The organism is Verrucomicrobiia bacterium (genome assembly GCA_019634635.1).
Lineage (GTDB): Bacteria > Verrucomicrobiota > Verrucomicrobiia > Limisphaerales > UBA9464 > UBA9464.
Map to the genome: position 1 here is coordinate 16,343 of JAHCBB010000007.1, position 16,296 is coordinate 32,638.

At 66.7% G+C, this 16,296-nt stretch carries 9 protein-coding genes; 7 read left to right on the forward strand and 2 right to left on the reverse strand.

Annotation, left to right across the window (positions count from 1 at the left end):
* The first annotated feature begins 94 nt into the window (after positions 1–94).
* From KF791_06445 to argS, 7 genes are all read left to right on the forward strand, one after another.
* Positions 95–961, forward strand: coding sequence for a GNAT family N-acetyltransferase (locus KF791_06445; protein ID MBX3732218.1), 867 nt, complete (start codon positions 95–97; stop codon positions 959–961).
* Positions 962–1,083: 122 nt separating this feature from the next.
* Positions 1,084–1,830 carry a sigma-70 family RNA polymerase sigma factor gene (locus KF791_06450; protein MBX3732219.1) on the forward strand — a complete coding sequence of 249 codons (747 nt, stop codon included), beginning with the start codon at positions 1,084–1,086 and terminating at the stop codon, positions 1,828–1,830.
* Positions 1,831–1,926: 96 nt separating this feature from the next.
* Positions 1,927–5,151, forward strand: coding sequence for a protein kinase (locus tag KF791_06455; GenBank protein MBX3732220.1), 3,225 nt, complete (start codon positions 1,927–1,929; stop codon positions 5,149–5,151).
* 252 nt (positions 5,152–5,403) lie between these two features.
* Positions 5,404–10,788, forward strand: a complete 5,385-nt coding sequence (locus KF791_06460) for a hypothetical protein (protein ID MBX3732221.1) — start codon at positions 5,404–5,406, stop codon at positions 10,786–10,788.
* A 168-nt stretch (positions 10,789–10,956) separates the two neighbouring features.
* The gene (locus KF791_06465) at positions 10,957–11,694 is read left to right on the forward strand and encodes a hypothetical protein (protein MBX3732222.1); all 738 of its coding nucleotides are present in this window, start codon (positions 10,957–10,959) and stop codon (positions 11,692–11,694) included.
* A gap of 253 nt (positions 11,695–11,947) precedes the next feature.
* A complete protein-coding gene (locus KF791_06470; GenBank protein ID MBX3732223.1) occupies positions 11,948–12,415 on the forward strand; it encodes a PTS sugar transporter subunit IIA in 468 nt (155 codons plus the stop codon).
* 78 nt (positions 12,416–12,493) lie between these two features.
* Positions 12,494–14,290, forward strand: coding sequence for an arginine--tRNA ligase (gene argS / locus KF791_06475; GenBank protein MBX3732224.1), 1,797 nt, complete (start codon positions 12,494–12,496; stop codon positions 14,288–14,290).
* Between the two features lie 23 nt (positions 14,291–14,313).
* Here the strand turns inward: argS and KF791_06480 are convergent, their stop codons facing one another.
* On the reverse strand, positions 14,314–15,408 hold the full coding sequence (locus KF791_06480) for a class I SAM-dependent methyltransferase (GenBank protein ID MBX3732225.1): 1,095 nt from the start codon (positions 15,406–15,408) through the stop codon (positions 14,314–14,316).
* Between the two features lie 24 nt (positions 15,409–15,432).
* Positions 15,433–16,290, reverse strand: a complete 858-nt coding sequence (locus KF791_06485) for a DUF1295 domain-containing protein (GenBank protein MBX3732226.1) — start codon at positions 16,288–16,290, stop codon at positions 15,433–15,435.
* Positions 16,291–16,296 lie beyond the last annotated feature (6 nt).

Here is a 16,296-nt window from a genome sequence, read left to right on the forward strand (position 1 = left end):
CCGGGCCGGGCGCGCATTCGGCCGCCGTCCCGCAACCTCACCGATCGCCTTGCCCTGAACAGCCCGTTCACCCCGAAACCACGATCCCGCAACCATGTCCGTTCAACTCATCCCCGCCCGTCCCGAGCACCTCGACGATCTCGCCCGGATCTGCCACCGCGCCTTCAACACGCTCCACGAGCGACACCGCGTCCACGCCGATGTTCCCAATGAGGAGCTTGGAAGGCTCATCATCGGCGGCGTCCTCCATCGCCAGGACTACACGGGCGTGGCCGCGGTCACGGACGGCCGCCTCATCGGCTCGAACTTCCTCCTGCTGGCCGATGAGGTGTGCGGGGTCGGACCCATCACCGTGGATCCGACGGTGCAGTCCCGGGGCGTCGGCCGCAGCCTGATGCAATGGGTCATCGAGGAGGCGCGGCGTCGGCGCGGCCCCGATGCCGATGTCCGCCTCTTCCAGGAAGCCATCAACACCACGTCCCTCTCCCTCTACTCACGCCTCGGCTTCCGGTGGCGGGACACCGCCGCGCTCATGCTGCCCCGACCCGCAGCCGCAGACGATCCCTCGTTCCGCCCTGTCACCGCCGGCGATCTTCCCGAAATCGCGGCGCTTTCGGGCCGGCGCTACGTATCCTCGCGCGCCAGCGATGCCGCGGCCCTGATCGCCGCCGGCCTTCCGGGATTTGTCCGCGAGCGCGACGGCCAGATCGTCGCCTACCAGATCGCCACACTCTTCGGCCATGGCTCCGCGGACTCCGTGATGGATCTGCTCGCCATCGCCAGCCATACCGCGCGGCACGTTCCAGAGCCGATGTCAGCCGTCATCGTTCCGATAAGCCATCCCGAGCTGTTTCACGCCGCGCTCGCCGCGGGCTTCCGTACCGTCAAGCTCCTCAACCTCATGTCACTCGGCACCTTCCGCCCCCCGCCCGGCCCAACGTTCCCCTCCATCCAGTGCTGACTCGCACGGGACCAACCCTCCTCGACTGCCGGTGAACGCGCGGATTCCGCACAGGAGAAGACTGAGAACCTGCTGGAAAGGAGCCGGGGGTCGCCGCTATTTTCGCCAAAGGGGTTCAAGCCATGGCCACGCCGTCGCCAGATCTTGCAACGGACGCACCAAGGATCTTCGCCACCACACTCTGGGGCATGGTGCGGTCGGCAGGCGAGGGACACGATGCCTCCACGCGTCCGGCACTGGAGGATCTATGCCGGGTGTATTGGCGTCCGATTTACATCTATGTCCGGCGCAAGGGGCATGGCCCGGAAGATGCCCAGGACCTCACCCAGCAGTTCCTTTCCCAACTGATCACCGGCGACCAACTGCGGCAGGCCGACCCGGCAAAAGGCCGGTTCCGGACGTTCCTGCTGTCCCGGCTCGACTCCTTTCTCGCACGGGAATGGCAACGTGCCCGTCGCCAGAAGCGCGGCGGACAGTTCACCTTCATTCCGCTGAACACGACGCATGTGGACGACCACCTTGCCCGGCAGTCGGCCCGCGCCGACGACGCCGGGACCTCCTACCTCCGGGAGTGGGCGCTCACCTTGCTGAAGCAGGCACTGGACGCCTTGCGGCAAGAATACGAGATGGCCGGCAAACGCGAGTTCTTCCAGGCCGCCCGAAGCCTCCTGTCCGGGCAGGAGGCACCGGCTTATCCCGGTCTCAGCCGGCAGTTGAAAATGTCCGAAGGTGCGCTGCGGGTGGCGGTGCACCGGCTGCGGCGGCGCTACGGAGAACTGCTGCGCGTGGAAGTCACCCGAACGGTGGCCTCGCCGCGCGAGGTGGATGAGGAGATGCGGTGTCTGATGCGGGCGTTGGGCGAACCGTGACTTCCGTGTCCCCGGCCCGCTTCCGCGCCCTGTGGAGGAACATCCGCCACGCTTTGGAAAACAGTCCCGGTTGGCAGGCTCGAACCCCGCGGCTTGATGGAGAGCACTCAACAGTGTCCGGCGTGCGGCTCGCCGATTTCGGGCTGGCTGGAGGGCAACTGTCCCTCCTGCCTGATCCGGCTCGGAGTCCGCAATAACCCGGCGGAACGCGATGACTGTCCGCCGGAGGACCTGCCCCGGCGCTGGGGACGGTACGAACTGCTCGCCGAGATCGCCCGTGGCGGCATGGGGGTGGTTTATCGCGCGCGACAACCGGGCTTGAACCGGCTGGTGGCGTTGAAGGTCCTGATCGGGGGAACTCTCGCGGGCTCCAGACTTCGCGCCCGTTTCCGTCGGGAAGCCGGGGCCGCGGCCGGGCTGAGGCATCCCCACATCGTGGCCGTTCACGAAGCAGGCGAATTCGAAGGTCAGCCCTATTTCTCGATGGAGTTGATCGCCGGCCGCAGCCTGGCCGAATTGACACGCGATCAGCCGCTGCCCGGCCGGGAGGCGGCCCGGTTGCTCCGGCTCATCGCCGCCGCGGTGCATTTTGCACATGAGCAGGGCGTGCTGCATCGCGACCTCAAGCCCTCCAACATCCTGGTGGACGACGCCGGCATCCCCCACATCACCGATTTCGGCCTTGCCAAGCGATTCGACGCACCACCATCCGGCGGGCCCGCCGATCCGACCGGGGAGACGTCCCTGGTTGGCCTGACGGAGGGTGACCTGACCCAGACGGGCCAGGTGATCGGCACACCCAATTACATGCCGCCGGAACAGGCGGATCCCCGGTTGGGGCCGGCCACGCGGGCCAGCGACGTCTATTCCCTGGGCGCAATCCTGTACCACGCGCTCACGGGGCGGGCGCCCTTCATGGCCGCCAGTGTGCCCGCCACGCTGCGGCAGGTGATCGAGGATGAGGTGATGCCGCCCCGCCGGCTGAACCCGGGCGTGCCACGCGACCTGGAAACCATCTGTCTGAAATGCCTGGAAAAGGAGCCGCTCCGCCGTTACCCGACCGCCCGCGATCTCGAAGAGGATTTGAACCGGGTGCTGGCCGGCAAGCGGGTTGTCGCGCGACCCATGAACGCGCCCGCGCGGCTGGCGCGCTGGTGCCGGCGCCGGCCCGCCCTCGCCGGAATCCTGTCGGTGCTGGCCCTGCTCCTCCTGACGGTGGCCGTTGGTTCTCCGCTGGCGGTCTGGCGCATTGATCGCGAACGCCGGCAGGCGGAGGCGGCCCGGTTGGAGGAATCCCGCATGCGAATGCGGGCCGAGATGGCCGAACTGGAAACGGAGCAGCAACTCTACGCCGCGCTGGTGGGGCAGGCTCGCGGCCTGGTGCGCAGCGGCGAAATCGGTCAGCGGGTGCTCACCCTGGATGCGCTCCGACGGGCCGCGGCAATTTCCAATTCGGTGGAGCTGCGCCCGATCGCTCTGGCAGCGCTGGCTCTCCCCGACCTTCGCCCCGGGCGGCAGCTGCCCTTCGACTCCCGCGTGACCGGCCGGCAGCTGGATCCGGACTTCTTGCGCTTCGCCATCTGCCGGGATCGGGGACCGGTGGAGATTCACGCCGTGGAGGGCGGGCATCTGACGGCCTCGTTACCGGCCGCCGAGGCGCTGACGGCGGACCTGATGCTATGGAGTCCTGACGGTGGTTACCTTGCGGTGAAACGCGACCGTGACGCGGGTGGGGCCGAGGCCGACCTGGAGGTGTGGCACGTTGCATCCATCCAACGCGTGTTGCATGCCCGGGCCGCGCTCACCGGCAACGCGCTGTCGTTTCACCCTCGCCACCCCCGCCTCATGGCCGGTGATGAGCGGGGCCGTATCCGGCTGTGGAACGTGGAACATGGTACGGTCATCGGCGAATTCCGGCTTCCCGGGCCGGCGGACCCCGCGTCGCTGCGATTCTCACCGGACGGCGATCGTTTCGCGGTCGCCTACGAGACGGGCGGGGAGGCGTTTGTTTCCATCCATGATTCCATCTCGGGGAAACCGCTCCTGACCGTTCCGCGTCCGGCCTACGTCGGGGTGGTTGCATGGCATCCGGGCGGCCATCTGCTGGCCATCCCGGATTTTGCGGGCACCGTCTGGCTGCTGGACGTGTCCACCGGGGAGCTCCTGGAGCTGGGCCGGCATCAGGCCCAGGCGGTCGAGGCGGCCTTCAGCCCATCGGGGGAGCTCCTCATCACCGGCGGGTGGGAGAACGAACTGATTTGCTGGGATCTGCGCGGCCGGCGACGCGCCCTGACCCTCGGGGTCAACTCCTTCCGTATCCAGTTCCGTCGGGATGGCCGGCAATGCGCCCTGCGCACCCCGCAGGGCATTTCCCTGTTCGAATTCCTGACCCGGACGGAATGTCGCGAACTGGCGGACCCGCTGGGCCGGGGACTTTGGTGGGCCGCCTTCTCCCCCGATGGACGCTGGTTGGCGGCGGATGGCGACCTGCACCTGGGCGTCTGGGATCTGGCCCAGCCCGGCCCGGCCGCACGGGCACCCGGGGACCAGACGCATGTGCCGGCATTTTCGGCGGACAGCGATGAGCTCTTCGCCTGGTGGGAAGGGACGCTGAATCGTTGGCGAGTCCAGCCGGGTCCGCCCGGAGGTCCGCCCCAACTGGAACCGCTGCCCGTGATTCACAGTCCGGATTTGCTCACCGTCAACGTGCTCTCAAACCATCTGGTGTTGACCGGACGGGACGACACCCGGGTGATCAGACGCAACGGCGGGGACGCCGGTATCGAAGTCCGGCACCCGGCGGTGGCCGGCTGGGCCTACGCCTCCGCAGACGAGCGCTGGCTCGGCCTGCTCCGAAACCGCGCCTCAAGCCTGCGCCTGTTCCGGTTGCCGAACCTGGAACCTCTGCGTGTCCTGGACCTTCGCGACGAGGTGCTGAGCCTGTCCTTCGCTCCCGACGGGAGCGAACTGGCGGTGGTGACGTCCGCAGGCCTCCGAATTCACGAGACGGAATCCTGGCGGCAGACCCGGGCCCTGGATCTCCCCAGCGTGCGCCGCTCGCGCGTTCTGTATGCGCAGGATGGCCGGAGCCTGTGGGTCACCAGTGATGTGCGCACCTCGGGTTTGCGCGACGCCCGTACGCTGGAACCGCTGCTGCCCCTGCCCCCTGGGACGATGCCTTTGGCGGTGAGCCCGGACGGACGGCAGCTTGCGGTGCTGGTCGGCTCGGAACGACTGCAACTCTGGGATCTGTCCGGCATGCGCGCACAGCTTGGCGCCCTGGGACTGGACTGGCGGGACGGCGGCGCAGATCAGCGCTGACCACCACCGCGTTCGGCCGGCGGGACGCCCCGCCCTGGCCGCAGTCGGTGAGGCGGTCCTTGCGGGCGGTGGATTGGGGAAAGTCCCGGGTGGCCGTCGCCACCCGCACTTTCCCTGTAACAACCGCCGCGTTTCGGAGGAAAGCGGGGTGGGCGGCAGTCGGCGTCCAATCGGACGCCAAGCCGAAAGGGTCTCGGGCAATACGCCGGGCACCGCTCCTGCAATGCACCGGCCGCGATCCACCGGAATCCCATGAATCCATCTCCTCTCCTGAAGCAGGCGCGTTGCGCACTCCTCCTCGCGGGCAGCCTGGCGATGACACCCGCCACGCAGGCGTGGGTGACGCCCGTCTTCACCAACCACTTCAGCCAGAATCCCCAGCCCTATCCCATCCCGGTCACGGGGTATCCGGATGGCACGGGCGCGCGATTTGGCGAGGTCCTCGCGGCGTTGGGTGGGGGACGGTTCGCCGTGAGCGCCCCGCGGATGGACGTGTTGCGCAGCCCGGCGATGGCCAGGGGATTCGTCGGTGATGCCGGCTTCGTCTGGATTTACAACGAGAGCAATGGGTTCGGCGGCTCCGCAGCGGTGGCGGTCCATGACCTGCGCCGCTGGCATGGCCTGGCTCTTGCCGCGTTTCCGGACGGGCGCTTGCTGGTGGGCGCGGCCAACGCCGCCGTCACCCCGGCGGGAATCACCAACGAGCTTGTCGGAGTGGTTCATCTCCATGACACGGACGGGACGCTGCTGGGCACCTGGCCGAACCCCGATGGTCCGGCCAATGCCTCCGGCGCCTTCGGATGGCGCGTCACGGCGCTGCCGGGAGACCGGTTCGCGGCCAGTTCGATGTCCGGTTCCGGAAAGGTTTTTCTCTTCGAGGCGACGGCCGTGGCGCCTCCGCTGGTGGTCATCCCCAATCCCACCCCGGATCCCATGGGGGAAAACTTTGGCCAGACCCTGGCCGCCTTCGGTCCGGATCGCCTGCTGATCGGTGACCCGGGCGATCGGGCGGTGGCGGGCAGGCGGGGCAGCGTGATGATCTACGATCTGAACGGCGAACTGCATTCGACCATCGCCAACCCGGTGACCACCGAACCGCGCACCGAGGCGGACCAACTGGGCGCGGCCCTGCTGGCGGTGGACGACCGGCGGTTCCTGGCGTCGGCACCGGCCGCCAGGACCATCAGCTACTCACAAAGACTCCAACAATGGACCACCAACGAGAATGCGGGAGCGGTGTATCTCCTCGATGATGCCGGCGCGGTGCTCGCCACCTTGGTCGCGCCCGACGTTGCCCGCTCGCAGTTCTTTGGCACATCCCTTGCCCTGCTGGGCACAAACCATGTGCTCATCGGTTGTGCCAGCGAGAAGATCAACGAGGTGCCGGCAGGAGCCGTGCACCTGTTCACCCTGTCCGGCGTGCATCTTGGGACGGTGGACAATCCGGCTCCGTCCTTGAATGACGAATTCGGGCACGCGATCGCGGTGGTGGACGATCGGCGGTTCGTCGTCGGAGCCCCCGGCGACGACGCCCTCCGAACCGACGCGGGCAGCATGTACGGCTACCAGGTGGACGACAGCTTCTTCACGCCGCCCCTTCTGACCGGTGGCGTCACGATTTCGATCGAGCCTCCGGAGGCCGTGGCGGACGGCGCCATGTGGGCACTGGCGGACGGCCCGTTCCAGCAGTCGGGGGCCTCCCGGCCGGTGGATCCGGGCCGATACCCACTCCGGTTCAGCGAACTGGCGGACTGGCGCGGGCCGTCGGAGATGGAGGTGTATGTCGTCGGGGGAAACATGACCGAGGTTGCGGTCCTTTTCACGCGGCCACCCACGTACGACTTCCGGGAGGTGCCGGAACAGCACGTCCGCCAGGGCGAGACCTTGAAACTCTTGGTGAGCGGCATGGACCCCGGCCAGCCGGCTCAACTCCTGGCGGAACCGCCACCCGCCGGCGCCCTCACGTTTGACCCATCCACCGGCCGGCTGACCTATACTCCGGGGGAGGCGGACCGGCTGCCCTTCACGCTGACGTTTTCCGTGGACGGCGTGCCGGCTGGCCGCACGGTCGTCACGCCACTACCCGATCTGGCCACCGAGGCAACGCTGATCCGTTATCACCGCCCCCTGCCGGATCCGACCAGCCGTGACTACATCAGCATCAGCGAAACCGGGAACGCTCCGGCGTTGTTCAACGATGAGATCCGAACGACGCTCAACGTGAGCATCTCCGGCATGTCGCTCGTGTTCGATGCGGCCCATGCCGCGCAGCTCCACCAGCAATACAGCGGCCGGCATAACATCCGGGAGTTCCACCTGTTCGCCGACCGCGTGATCATCCGGAGCCCGCTCCTGCTGCCACAAACCCGGGTGGCGATTCACGCGCGGGAACTGCGCTTCGAGGGGGACGGCGTGATCAACACCACCCCTCGGGCACGCACGAGAATCCCCGCGGGCGCGGTGTGGGACGACAACCGGGTTGCCGGGCTCAACGGCGATCCCGGACATCCGGGCGGCGATGTGGACGTCCTTGTGGAGCGGTTCTACGCCGACCCGACCCTCCCGATCCGGTTCGTGCTGAAGGGCGGCACGGGCGGAAGGCCGGGTGAGGGACGGAATGGCATGTTTGAGGGCACTGCGGCCCTTTTTTCGCCGGGTCTCACCACCAACGAAACGCACGTCAACTGGACCAATCTGATGCATCGCGCGGGCAACGTGATCTGCGGGGTGGACAACGGTGGAATCCACTTCTGGGAGCAGGTGTCAACGACCGCCGCGGGCTCGACGGTGTTGAGCACCTGCGGCAGCCAGGTGCCGGCTCGCGGTGAGCCCGCCGTCCCTTCGGGCATTCCCGGGCCCGGCGGCAACGGTGGGACGCTGCGTTCCACGGTGATGAACCTGCTGGCCTACACCCAACGGTCGGGCGGGGACCCGGGAGCGCGCGGGAACAGCTATGTCGGGGGCGACCTGTTTTTCCCGCACTTTTTTCGGACCTCCACCTTCACCACCAATCCGCGCACCGGGGAGGTGACGCTCCGTAACGGGGATACGCCCGCGCCCAGGGTCCGTGGAGCCGACGCCCCGGCACCGCCGGGCGCCCCCGGAGAGGCCGGAGCACTGGCCTTGGCGGATCCGTCCGCGTGGCTGCACTCCTTCAGCGTGCGGGGCGTGATGCAATTTGCCAGGGACGCCTACCTCAACGGCCATGACGCGGCGGCCCGCGGGCTCCTGGCGGATTACCGTGACAGCATCCGCACGCTCCATCCCGATGCGGTGCCCATCGCCGGTCTCGACGACGCGGCAGCGGCCGAGGCGACCCGGCTGGATCAGGCGGCGCTGGAGGTGGACACGCTCCTTCACCGCATGGACTCAAACCTCGACTACTTCGGCAACCCAGGCGGCTGGGTGCCGATGCTTTCGTTCGAGGCGAACCTCGTCGCCTTCGAGCGCGAGGTGGAGCAATCCATCCGCATCCTTTATCTCGCCTACTGGCTCAACCGGGCCGCAACCAACCTCCAGGATTCCCTTGCCGCGTCGCAGTCCGCCGTCGCCCGCCTGGCGACCGAGCTGGAGGATCTGGCGGCCGCGTACAACGAGGCCCAGCTGGCGATCCCGCAGCTCAAGTCGGAATCCACCTCCCTGAACGCCCGGATCGAGGCGATGCAAACCCGCCTGCTGGTGCTCGAATTCGAGCTGCTCGCCCGGGCGCAGCAGAACGTCGAGGAGCGTCACAAGGTGCCCTTCTGGAAGAAATCGCTGGGCGTCCTCGCCGTGCTGGCGGATCTGATGCCGGTCGGACAGCCCACCCTGGGCCGGATCGGCAACGGGCTGGAACGGCTCAGCCAGGTGGATCCAGGAGCACCCCTGGCCAGCCTCCGCGCGAACAGCACCAACGTGTTCGCCCTCTTTTCGGGCAAGGACATTTCCGTTTGCTTCGCGAACCCGGCCACGAACGCGCCCGGCACAAACTCCGCGGCGGCGCGCAAGGCACAAACGGAATGCGCCAAGTTCCTTGGCGATCAGCTCAAGGAAATGGCCAAAATCTTCAAGGAGGTCCAGGTGGACACCAAGGAGGTCGCCGCCGAACTGGAGAAACTCAAGGCCTCCGACCCGGTCTTCCGGGACGTTTCGGAGGAACTGGTCCGATTGAACGCGGACAAGGAGCGCTTCGCCCAGAAACTCGCCGAAACCCTGCAGGCGCTGGCCACATTGACCGGCGCCATGACAGAGAACGTTCTCGCCACGCATCATCTGGAAGACCGGGTGGCGAAGACGTTGACCACGCTCGACCACGGCGCCCTGCTGCATGTCCGGGAGATGGAGGCGCGCGCCAAAAACCGGCTGCTGCAGTTTCAGTACTACGTGGCCAAGTCCTATCAATACCGGGTGCTGCAGCCGTACAGCGGAAACCTCCAGTTGAACCGCCTGTTCGACCGCTTCCAGGCCCTCGTCGAGGACGGCGGCGGGCATGTACTGAGCGCCGCCGAGTTCACCAGCCTCAAGTCGCTCTATCTCGCGGAGCTGCGGGAAACGGTGGCCCAAACGCTCCAGCACCTGAACGCCAACGCGCCGGAGCGGTCGCTGCCCATCCAGTTCCAGCTGAACGCCCGGGAGCTCCAGCAGCTCAATGCCGAAGGATCGGTCGTCATCAACCTCCGAAGGCGCGGCCTGTTTCCAAGCAGCCACGAAAACATTCGCATTGCCGACCTCCGCACGGAGGCGATCAGCGCACGGGCCGTTGGTGGCACCATCGGCACGTTCGCGCTGCTGTTCCTGGATCTCGAGCACCGGGGCGTTTCTCATCTGACCACCGGCGGCCAGACCTTTCTGTTCCGCCACTATCAGTCCGCAACGGTGAATCCCATCACCTGGAACACCGTCTTCGACGGTCTCGCCAACGCCTTCAGCAACAGCATGCTCAGTCCGACGACACAATCCCTGCTGAGCGTCCTCCTCGACCAGCCCACCGCGGGCAACCTGCTGCTGCTCTCACGGCCCGCGGCGGACGCCGACATTCTGCTGCGCAAGCAGGTGCAGAGCGACAACGGCATTGATCTCGCGATGGACAGCCTGACGCTCCGGCTCGAATACGACTTCTCGACGGCTGGCGGCGCCCGGTCCCGGCTGGACGTCGCGGTGACCGACAACCTCGAACCCGTCATTACCGTCAGCCAGCCGGACATCAACGGACGGCGCGACGGCAAGGGAGACTTCCACCGCATCTTCCCAACCGGCACCACGGTCACGCTCCAGTCCCCGCCCAGCTATGGCGCCCGCGCCTTTGACCGCTGGGTCGTGAACGGACAAGCCCGTCCTGTCGGCGAGACATTGCTGGCGCTGGCGCTAACATCTTCTGCCGTGGCCGAAGCGCGATTTGCGCCCGCGTCGGTCTCCGAGCCGGGACCGGACATCGTGCCCCCGATCCTGTCCCTGTCCGCCGGCGGGGCGGGATTGCTGGGCGTTGACCTGACCACTGCGATCGGACTGCGCTACACCCTGGAGGAGTCTCCACGTCTCATGAACCCGGTCTGGACACCGGTGGAGGTTTTTATTGGCGACGGCGGCCGCCGGGCTCTCCTCCGACCGATCAGCACCGACCCCGAGGTCTTCTACCGGATGTTCGTGGATGTTCCATAGGGCCGTGCGGGTCTTCCAGTCACGACCAACGGCGGCTTCGTGAAGTTTGATGGCGCGGCGGGGTACGGTCCGCCGGTGCATGGAGGCGGCTCCCTGTGAGGACGCTCCTCGTTCCCGAATTTGTCTCCAAGGTTGCCTCCTGAGGTATTTCCCGATTACCACAGTCTGATGAAAGCCGCCTGCAGCCTCCTCGCCGCCGCCCTGGGTCCATGCAACGGACTCTTTGCCGCAGAGACGGCCCCGGTGCTCCCGCCTTCCGGACCAGTGCCCGACGGGTACCGGTTGGTCTATGAGCAGCATTTCGATGCCCCGGGCAGCCTCGCGGGATTCGCCATGAGCGATCCCGCTGCCTGGCAGCACGCCGCGGACGGTTCGAGCTTCACCCTCGAACTGGCCCGACAGAGTGCGTATCAGCCGGCGGTTCGATCCCCGTTCAACATTGCCCTCATCCGCGACCGGGTTTTTGGCGACTTCATCCTCGAGGCCGACCTGATTCAGACCGGCAAGGAATACGGCCACCGCGACATGTGCCTGTTCTTTGGTTTCCAGGATCCCGCCCACTTCTACTACGCGCATCTGGCAACCCAGACAGATGACCACGCTCACAATGTATTCATCGTCAACGACGCGCCCCGGAGGAAGATTTCCACAACGACAACTCCCGGCGTCAACTGGGGTCTGAACATCTGGCACCGGGTTCGCCTGGAACGTCGTGGTTCTGACATCCGGGTGTTCTTCGATGATCTGAGCCAGCCGGTGATGACCGCCGACGACGCCATGTTTGGCGCAGGGTGGGTCGGGTTCGGTTCATTTGATGACACCGGGAAGGTGGACAACATCCGGATCTGGGCGCCGGAACCGGCCGGAGTCCGGATCGTCCCGTTTTTCCAGCCGGGCGGGCCCTGAGCGGACGTTCGCCACGCCAGCCTCGACCTCCATGATTTGGCCAGGCAGATGCAGGTGATCGCAACCCGCCATCGCCGGTGTGACTTCCAGGATATCGGAATCGTCAGGATCGAATGCCCTGATCTTCTCCACGCCCTTGTTCGAAGACGCCCTCGAGAAACTGCCAGGATCCTTCGGAAGGCCGGCAGGCGTCGGCGAACTCCCGGCTTGCCTGCCCGTGCACGTTCCGGTCAGGTAACGGGACTGCGCGCCCATGAATCTCGGTGACATCCTGACAGCAAAGCAGATCGTACCGGAGCTCCGGGCCACGGACCGGTGGTCCACCATTGACGAGCTGATCGGGGTGCTGGTGGACGCCGGGAAGATTGATCCGGCGGATCGCGAGGCCGTCACGGCCGTCGTCAAGAAGCGGGAGCAGTCCATGAGCACCGGGATCGGCTTTGGCATTGGGATTCCGCATGCCTCGACGGATCTGATTCAGGAGGTGGTTGCCGCGTTTGGACGATCCAAGGAGGGGGTGAACTTTGACGCGCTCGACAACCAACCGGTCCATCTGGTCACCCTGTTCCTCGTGCCGCAGGGCCAGTTCCAGAAGCACCTGCACACGCTCGCCGGAATCGCCAAGGTCCTGCGCAAGGAGGAATTCCTGAAGGCGCTCGAGGATTCGGAAACCGCCGAGGCCATCATGGATGTGGTGCGGCACTATTCGGCACAGCGGTGACGGCGCGATGCCGCACCTGCGCCGCCCCGGCCCGCTGAGCACCGGGCACCGGCGGCTCCCACCCGGAGGCAACCTTTCGTGGAATCCCAACTCCCCCATGCCGTTTTCGAGCGCCGGTTGCGCGCCGTGATCGCCCGTGTCCTGCCGGAGGCGGATCCCGCAACCGTGCAGGTGCGCGCGTGTCCGGATCCGCGGCATGGCGACTATCAATGCCCGGGGTTCATCGCGATGGCGCGCGAACTGCGGCGCAATCCCCGCGAACTCGCCACGGCGGTGGCCGTGGCCTATGCCGCACTCCGGGAGGAGGACGGCGGCCTCCCGGTGGAATCCGGGCTCCAAGTCGAGGTTGCCGGTCCCGGATTCCTAAACATTCGTTTATCACCCGGGGCCGTTGTCGCGGCGGTTCATGAGGCCGCAGCCGGGACTTTCTTCGAGCGGACCGCGAAGTCCCGCACGGTCGTCGTGGATTTCAGCTCGCCAAACATTGCCAAGCCGATGCACGTGGGCCACATCCGGTCCACGGTCCTGGGGGACTGCCTGAGCCGCGTGTTCCGCGCGCTGGGCCACCGGGTGATCACCGACAATCACCTGGGCGACTGGGGCACGCAGTTCGGCAAGCTGCTGGTGGCCTGGAAACATCAACTCGATGCCGGGGCCCTCGAACGCGACCCGATCGCGGAGCTCGAGCGCCTGTATCGTGCCGAAAACAGCGCCGGCGAGGCCGATCCGTCGCGACTGGATCTGGCCCGGCGCGAGCTGGTCGCCCTGCAATCAGGGGATCCCGAGAACCTGGCGATCTGGCGGGAAATGATCCGCCGGTCCCAGGATCAGTTTGATTTGATCTACGGCCGTCTCGGAGTGCGGTTCGACCACACCCTTGGCGAGAGCTACTACAATCCGCAACTGCCCGGCATCGTGGAGGCGCTGCTCGCCGCGGGCATCGCCCGGGAAAGCGACGGTGCCGTGGCCGTGTTCAGCGACGGTTCGCCGCCTCCGAAGGAGGATCCGTTTCTCGTGAATCGTGACGGGGAATGGGTGGCCGACCCGGCACTCGTGCGGAAGCGCGATGGCGGATTCAACTACACCACCACCGATCTCGCCACGCTCGACCACCGGGTGCGCACCTGGGCGCCGGACGAAATCCTCTATGTCGTGGACGACCGACAGGCACCGCATTTCCGCAAGCTGTTCCGGGTCTTCGAACGCTGGCAGCCGGAGGCGGCGGCCCGGACCTCCCTGCGTCACATCGGCTTTGGCAAGATTCTCGGAGACGACGGCCGCCCGTTCCGCACACGTTCGGGCGACACGATCCGGCTGGGCGATCTGCTCGACGAGGCCGAGGATCGGGCGCGACGACTGGTGGATGGGAAACGCCCCGATCTGCCGGAAGCCACCCGGCGCGAGATTGCGCGGATCGTCGGCATCGGTGCGGTCAAATACCAGGACCTGCTGCCCAACCGTCAGAGCGATTACGTGTTTTCGTGGGACAAGATGCTGTCCCTCACGGGCAACACGGCCCCGTATCTTCAATATCAGTGCACCCGGGCACGGAAGGTGGTTGCCGATGGAGGCGCGGCCGATCCGGGTCGTTGGCTCCACGCGGTGCCGACGGCGCCCGGGGAGCTCGCCCTGCTCAAACACCTGCTGCTCTACGGCCCCACCTTGGAGGCGGTGGCCGCAGAATGTCGTCCGAATTATCTCTGCAACCATCTTTACGAGCTCGCGGGGCATTACTCGCGGTTTTATGAGAGCTGTCCGGTGCTGCGCGCGGAGGAGCCGTCGCGAAGCCTGCGATTGTCCCTGTGCGACCACACGGCCCGCGTGCTGTCTCATGGACTCCAGTTGCTGGGCATCGAGTCCCCGACGGTCATGTGACCGACCGCGGCGCGGTCCACGGGTCAGGCGATGGCTGCGGACGGACGCGGCCGGAAGAGGTAGTGCGAGACGAACCATTCGTTGCCGTCCCGAAACCCCCAGAGCTCGGCGCACGCCATGAAGAACACCCGCCAGTACACCCACCACCGGGTGACCTCGGCCTGTCCATAGGTCTCCCCCAGGAGGGGTCTCAGCTCGACCTCATGGGCATCCATGTTGCGCAGCCAGTCCTCTGCGGTCCGCTGATAATGGCGCCCGTTGACACACCAGTGCTCCAGCAGCTCGACATCCCGCTGGAAGTACAGCAGGAGGCCGTCGCTGGGCATCATCCCGCCGGTGAAGAAATGGCGGGCCATCCAGTCCGAGGCCTCCCGGGCCTCGAACGGGTAGGCGTATTCGCGGTGGGTGAAAATGTGGACGAACAGCCTTCCGTCCGGCCGCAGCCAGCGCGCGATCCGGGCCAGCAGCACCTCGTAGTTCCTCATGTGCTCAAACATCTCGACGGAGACCACCCGGTCGAACCGTCCCCTGCAGTGCCGCGGGTGCGCGGATGCCGCGGAACTTGCGGACACCTCCGCCTCCGGCTCAAACCCGTTCATGTCGCAGGTCACGATCTCCACGTTGCCCAATCCCCGCCGCGCTGCCTCGGCCACGATGTGCTCGCGCTGGCTGCGGGAATTGGAGACGGCGGTGATCCGTGAGTTGGGGTAGCGCGCGGCCATCCAGAGCGTCAACGAGCCCCAGCCGCATCCGAGCTCCAACACCTCCTGACCGTCCGCAAGCTGAGCCCGTTCGCAGGTCAATGCCAGCATGAGCTCCTCCGCCTCGGCGAGGGTCTCATTTCCGGTCGGATACAGGCAGGCGCTGTACTTGAGCCGCGGGCCGAGGCAGCGCTCAAAAAAGCGGGTGGGGACCTCATAGTGCTGTTCGTTGGCGGCCGCCGTCTGGATGGCGACCGGGGCCTCCCTCAACCCGGCTATGAGCTGCATCTGGTGCGCCCGTTGCGCCGCGATGTCCCCCCGATGCTCCTGCCGCAGGCGTTGCCGGAGCAGGTGGCGGATGCCCGCGCGCAGCACGAAGTCGGGGAAGACGTCCCGGGTCAACAGATTGTCCATCATGGCGCAGGGAGGAAGGGCCGGGCTTCAGCGGCCGGGTGCGGAGGCCGTGGTCCGGCCCGCAGCGGCGCGCCTGGGGAACCACGGGATGAACGCGCTGGTGGTGCGCTGGTATTCCCGGTAGGCCTCACCCTTGGATTTTAGGGACAGGGCCTCGGTCATCGGGATGCCCGTGACATTGATGAGGAAATGGGCCATCAGCATTGGCGCGACCATGCCGACCCAGCCCCAAGGCGTTCCGAGGGCGAACACGCCGTATCCCAGCCAGATCAGCCATTCGAAGAAATAGTTGGGGTGCCGCGAGTACCGCCAGAGACCCGACTGGCAGACCTTCCCCCGGTTCGCCGGATCCGATCGGAACCGCGACAATTGCCGGTCGGCGAGGCTCTCTCCAACCCATCCGGCCGTCCACAGCCCGAGTCCCGCCCACGCGGCGGCTCCAGGCGCCGCCGCGGCGCCCCCCGGGTTCGCATATACCAGCAGCCAGGGGGTTGCCAGAACCGCCTGCAACACCCCTTGGAGTTGATAGAATCCGAACATGCGCTGGGAAACTGCGGCACCCCACTCGGACCGCAGTTGTGCGTACCGGACGTCTTCGACCGGATGATGCGACCGGATCCGGACCGCCAGATGAAGTGCCAGACGGAGGCTCCAGAGGACCACCATGGCGGTCAGCAGGCTGTGCGAGGATCGAAGGGCGGCCGGCAGATCGGAAAGGTTCACCCAAGTGAACGCGAGCAGCGCGATGACGGCGAATCCGCCCGACCATACGGCATCCACGATGCCGTAGTTCCGCCACCGTTCCGCGAGAAGGAACGTGGCACTCATCTCGACGACGGCAAAGGCCAACGACAGGCCGAGCAGGATCCAAAACAGGCTGTTCATGGCTTG

Coding starts and splice junctions, on each gene's coding strand:
- KF791_06455 (MBX3732220.1), top strand. CDS start 1,927: ATGGAGAGCACTCAACAGTGTCCGGCGTGCGGCTCGCCGATTTCGGGC.
- KF791_06460 (MBX3732221.1), top strand. CDS start 5,404: ATGAATCCATCTCCTCTCCTGAAGCAGGCGCGTTGCGCACTCCTCCTC.
- KF791_06445 (MBX3732218.1), top strand. CDS start 95: ATGTCCGTTCAACTCATCCCCGCCCGTCCCGAGCACCTCGACGATCTC.
- KF791_06465 (MBX3732222.1), top strand. CDS start 10,957: ATGAAAGCCGCCTGCAGCCTCCTCGCCGCCGCCCTGGGTCCATGCAAC.
- KF791_06450 (MBX3732219.1), top strand. CDS start 1,084: ATGGCCACGCCGTCGCCAGATCTTGCAACGGACGCACCAAGGATCTTC.
- KF791_06485 (MBX3732226.1), bottom strand. CDS start 16,290: ATGAACAGCCTGTTTTGGATCCTGCTCGGCCTGTCGTTGGCCTTTGCC.
- KF791_06470 (MBX3732223.1), top strand. CDS start 11,948: ATGAATCTCGGTGACATCCTGACAGCAAAGCAGATCGTACCGGAGCTC.
- KF791_06480 (MBX3732225.1), bottom strand. CDS start 15,408: ATGATGGACAATCTGTTGACCCGGGACGTCTTCCCCGACTTCGTGCTG.